Origin of the sequence: Microbacterium sp. (assembly GCF_032084865.1) — a bacterium.
Lineage (GTDB): Bacteria > Actinomycetota > Actinomycetes > Actinomycetales > Microbacteriaceae > Microbacterium.
Map to the genome: position 1 here is coordinate 1 of NZ_DAMDLU010000182.1, position 4,414 is coordinate 4,414.

The 4,414-nt window shown below is 69.6% G+C and carries 5 protein-coding genes and 1 pseudogene; 4 read left to right on the top strand and 2 right to left on the bottom strand.

Translation table 11 applies throughout. The features are described from left to right. From RT309_RS13880 to RT309_RS13895, 4 genes are all read left to right on the top strand, one after another. The coding region (locus RT309_RS13880) for an ACP S-malonyltransferase (protein WP_313357976.1) at nt 1-596 on the top strand (596 nt) is incomplete at its 5' end. Continuing rightward, a complete protein-coding gene (locus tag RT309_RS13885) occupies nt 593-1,591 on the top strand; it encodes a beta-ketoacyl-ACP synthase III (protein WP_313357978.1) in 999 nt (332 codons plus the stop codon). The genes RT309_RS13880 and RT309_RS13885, both read left to right, overlap by 4 nt. Nucleotides 1,592-1,655: 64 nt before the next feature. Continuing rightward, on the top strand, nt 1,656-1,904 hold the full coding sequence (locus RT309_RS13890; RefSeq protein ID WP_071641880.1) for an acyl carrier protein: 249 nt from the start codon (nt 1,656-1,658) through the stop codon (nt 1,902-1,904). A 79-nt stretch (nt 1,905-1,983) separates the two neighbouring features. Beyond that, on the top strand, nt 1,984-3,219 hold the full coding sequence (locus tag RT309_RS13895; RefSeq protein WP_313357982.1) for a beta-ketoacyl-[acyl-carrier-protein] synthase family protein: 1,236 nt from the start codon (nt 1,984-1,986) through the stop codon (nt 3,217-3,219). 156 nt (nt 3,220-3,375) lie between these two features. Here the strand turns inward: RT309_RS13895 and RT309_RS13900 are convergent, their stop codons facing one another. Then, entirely contained in the window at nt 3,376-3,879 is a 504-nt protein-coding gene (locus RT309_RS13900) for a DUF3145 domain-containing protein (protein ID WP_313357983.1), read from the bottom strand. Nucleotides 3,880-4,056: 177 nt separating this feature from the next. After that, a pseudogene (locus RT309_RS13905) lies at nt 4,057-4,414 on the bottom strand (hypothetical protein); the annotation flags it as partial.

Consider the following 4,414-nt stretch of genomic DNA (forward strand, 5'->3'; position numbering starts at 1 on the left):
GCGGACGCGCGATGGCGGATGCCGCCGCGCACACGCCCACCGGCATGAGCGCGGTGCTCGGGGGCGACGCCGACGAGGTGCTCGCGCTGCTCGACGAGCTCGAGCTCACTGCTGCCAACTACAACGTCGCCGGGCAGATAGTCGCGGCGGGCGCGCTGCCCGCGCTCGCGCAGCTCGCGGAGCGGGCTCCGCGCGCGGTGCGCGTGATGCCGCTGCAGGTCGCCGGGGCATTCCACACCTCGTACATGGCTCCCGCCGTCGACACGCTGCGCGCCGCCGTGTCGACCGTCTCGGCGAGCGACCCGACCGTCACACTCTGGTCGAACCGCGACGGCGCGGTCGTCGACGACGGACAGGCCGCCCTCGACCGCATCGTGACCCAGGTGTCGTCGCCGGTGCGCTGGGATCTCTGCATGGAGGCGTTCGCCGCCGCCGGCATCACCGGATTCATCGAGCTCGCCCCTGCCGGCGCCCTCACCGGCCTCGCCAAGCGCGGCCTGCGCGGCGTGCCGAATGTCGCAGTGAAGACCCCCGACGACCTCGACGCGGCCGCGGAGCTGCTGGCCGGGTCATCGCAGAACGGAGCAGTCTCGTGAGCACCCTCAAGCAGGCCAGCGGCCCCGCCTACACGCGCATCTACTCGGTCGGCGCGGCGCGCGGCGAGAACGCCGTGCCCAACGACGATCTGGTCGGGCCGATCGACTCCAGCGATGAGTGGATCCGGCAGCGCACCGGCATCATCACGCGCACCCGTGCGATCGCCGAGACGAGCGTGATCGAGCTCTCCACCGACGCGGCGAAGGAGGCCGTCGAGCGCTCGGGGGTCGACCCGGCCGAGATCGATCTCGTGATCATCGCGACGATCAGCAACCCGAAGCAGACGCCCTCGGTCGCCGCGATCGTGGCCGACCGGATCGGCGCCACGCCTGCCGCGGCCTACGACATGAACGCCGCGTGCGCCGGGTACGCCTACGCCATCGCGCAGGCGGATGCGCTCATCCGCGCCGGAGCCGCACGCCACGCCGTCGTCATCGGCGCCGAGAAGCTCTCGGATGTCGTCGACCCCACCGACCGGAGCATCTCGTTCCTGCTCGGCGACGGAGCCGGCGCCGTGGTCATCGGCCCGAGCGAGACGCCCGGCATCTCGTCGACCGTCTGGGGCTCGGACGGCTCGAAGTCCGACCTCGTGGGCATGAACCACACCCTCACCGACTTCCGCGACGGCAAGGCTCCCTGGCCCACGCTCCGCCAGGAGGGGCCGAGCGTGTTCCGCTGGGCGGTGTGGGAGATGGCCAAGGTCGCCCGCGAGGCGCTCGAGCGGGCCGGCATCGAGGCATCCGACCTCGCCGCATTCATCCCGCACCAGGCGAACCTGCGCATCATCGAGGAGTTCGCCAAGCAGCTGAAGCTGCCCGTGACCACCGTCATCGCCCGCGACATCGAGACCACCGGCAACACGTCGGCCGCCTCGATCCCTCTCGCGACGCACCGGCTGCTCGAGGAGCACCCGGAACTGAGCGGTGGTCTGGCCCTGCAGATCGGGTTCGGCGCCGGTCTGGTCTTCGGCGCGCAGGTGGTCGTGCTGCCCTGATCGGGTGCGCGTCTTCCCTAGACTGTTCACCGGTTCAACCCATTCCGAGAAAGTAGGAAACACCATGGCTCTCACCAACGACGAGGTCCTCGCGGGCCTTGCTGAGCTGGTCACCGACGAGACGGGCATCGACGCGTCCGAGGTCACGATGGAGAAGTCGTTCACCGACGACCTCGACATCGACTCGATCTCGATGATGACGATCGTCGTCAACGCCGAGGAGAAGTTCGGCGTCACCATCCCCGACGACGAGGTCAAGAACCTGAAGACCGTCGCCGACGCCGTCAACTTCATCGTCGCCGGCCAGGAGTAACACCCGCGGATGCCACCCCCGCGGACTGCGGGGTGTGGCATCCTCCTGTCCCGATCCCTCCTCCTCACGAAGGACTCCCATGACCAAGCGCATCGTCGTCACCGGTATCGGCGCCACGTCCGCTCTGGGCGGCACGGCTCCCGACAACTGGGCGAACCTGCTCGCCGGCCAGTCCGGCACCCGCACCTTGCCGCACGACTGGATCGAGAAGTACCAGATCCCGGTGCACTTCGCTGCGGAGGCCATCGTGCGTCCCGAAGAGGTGCTGCCGCGTCACGAGGCGAAGCGCCTCGACCCGTCGACGCAGTTCGCGATGATCGCCGCTCGCGAGGCGTGGGAGGACGCGGGGGCACCCGACGTCGCTCCGGAGCGTCTGGGCGTCGACTGGGCCACCGGCATCGGCGGCGTGTGGACGCTGCTGGATGCCTGGGACACGCTGCGTGAAAAGGGTCCGCGGCGCGTGATGCCGCTGACCGTGCCCATGCTGATGCCGAATGCCGGCGCCGGCAACCTCTCCCTGCACTTCAACGCGAAGGCATTCGCCCGCACGGTGGTCAGCGCGTGCGCCTCGAGCACCGAGTCGATCGCGAACGCCTATCAGCACCTGCAGGACGACCTCGCCGATGTCGTGATCGCCGGCGGTGCCGAGTCTGCGATCCACCCGATCACGATGGCATCGTTCGCCTCGGCTCAGGCGCTCTCCCGACGCAACGACGACCCGGCCACGGCATCCCGCCCCGGCGCGATCGATCGCGACGGCTTCGTGATGGGCGAGGGCGGCGCCGCTCTCGTGCTCGAGACCGAGGAGCACGCCACCGCCCGCGGGGCGAAGATCTACGCCTACGTGGTGGGCGGCGGCGTGACAGCCGACTCGTACCACATCACCGGAAACGACCCCGAAGGAGCCGGCGCGGCGCGCGCCGTCGAGGCGGCTCTCGCCCAGGCCGGCGCGTCGCCGGACGAGGTCGCGCACATCAACGCGCACGCGACCTCCACTCCGGTCGGCGACCCCAACGAGTACGAAGCCCTCAAGCGCGTGTTCGGCGACCGTATCGACGAGATCCCCGTCTCGGCGACCAAGGCGTCGACCGGTCACCTGCTCGGCGGCACCGGCGCGCTCGAGGCCGTCTTCACGATCCTCGCGCTGCGCGACCGCGTCGCTCCCCCGACCATCAACATGACCGAGCCGGATCCCGCGGTGCCGTTCAAGCTCTCCACCGAGCCGCAGCCGCTGGGCGAGGGCGACCTGCTCGCGATCAGCAACTCGTTCGGCTTCGGCGGTCACAACGCGGTCGTCGCGTTCCGCAGCGCCTGACCCGACCGCATCGAACAGACACGACGAAGCCCCCGCCTTCCCCGGCGGGGGCTTCTGTCTGATGCGGGAGATTCGCTTTCCCGGTCTCCGGGTGCGATCACCGGATCCCGCTACTCGCGCCTCGCCCGCACGTCCTGTGCGACGGCGTCGGCCCGATCAGCCGACCTTGTGCAGCCAGACGACGTGCGTGTCGTCGCCGGCGTGACGGAACGGCTCAAGCTCCTCATCCCACGCCGAGCCGAGAGCGACGTCGAGTTCGCGCTGCAGCTCGGCCGCGTTGCCGGCTGCGATCTCCATCGCATAGCGGATGCGGTCTTCGCCGATCACGATGTTGCCCGCCGAGTCGGTCTGGGCGTAGTGGATCCCGAGATCGGGAGTGTGCAGCCATCGGCCGCCCTCACTGGCTGGTGTCGGATCCTCCGACACCTCGAAGCGCAGATGCTCCCAGCCGCGGATCGCCGTCGCGAGCGCCGCACCGGTGCCGGCGGGCGCATCCCAGTAGAACTCCGCGCGGCGGGTGCCCTGCTGCACGGGCTGATCGCTCCAGTCGAAGTTGACGGCACGACCGATGGCGCGTCCCACCGCCCATTCGAGGTGCGGGCAGAGCGCGCGTGGAGCGGAGTGGATGAACACCACTCCGCGTGCGTATCCCGTCGCCATGATCTCTCCGTTTCATCAGGTACGTCTTCCCCTACGACCTGAACCGAAGATGCGGCGAACTATGCGGTTGTACGGCGATTATCGCCCAGAACCGCGCGAATCACAAGCGTGTGATTCCGGATGCCGGAACGGCCCCGGTCGCGGTGACCGGGGCCGTTCCGTTGATGTGTCGAACGGTCACGCCTCGCTCATCGCGAGCTTGGCCTGCTGGCCCTTCGCGGCGTAGTAGGCCGCGCGAGCGGCATCCCGCCGGGCCTGCTCTGCGTAGCCGGCCTCGAGCACGTCCTGCGCGACCTCGACCTGCTCGTGCTGGTCGGTGCCGTTGTACTTCTCGATGTAGGCGTCGAGCTCGGGGCCCGACTCCCACGAGGTGATCAGGCAGTAGCGCGGCTCGGTGCCGTTGTGGGTGGTCGCGTGCCACAGGCGCTGGGTGTCGACGATGAGCTGAGCGCCGGCCGGAAGGGCGATGCGGTACTCGACGCTCGGGTCGGTGCGGTTCTCACGCAGGACGAAGTAGCTGTCCTTGTCGTCGGTG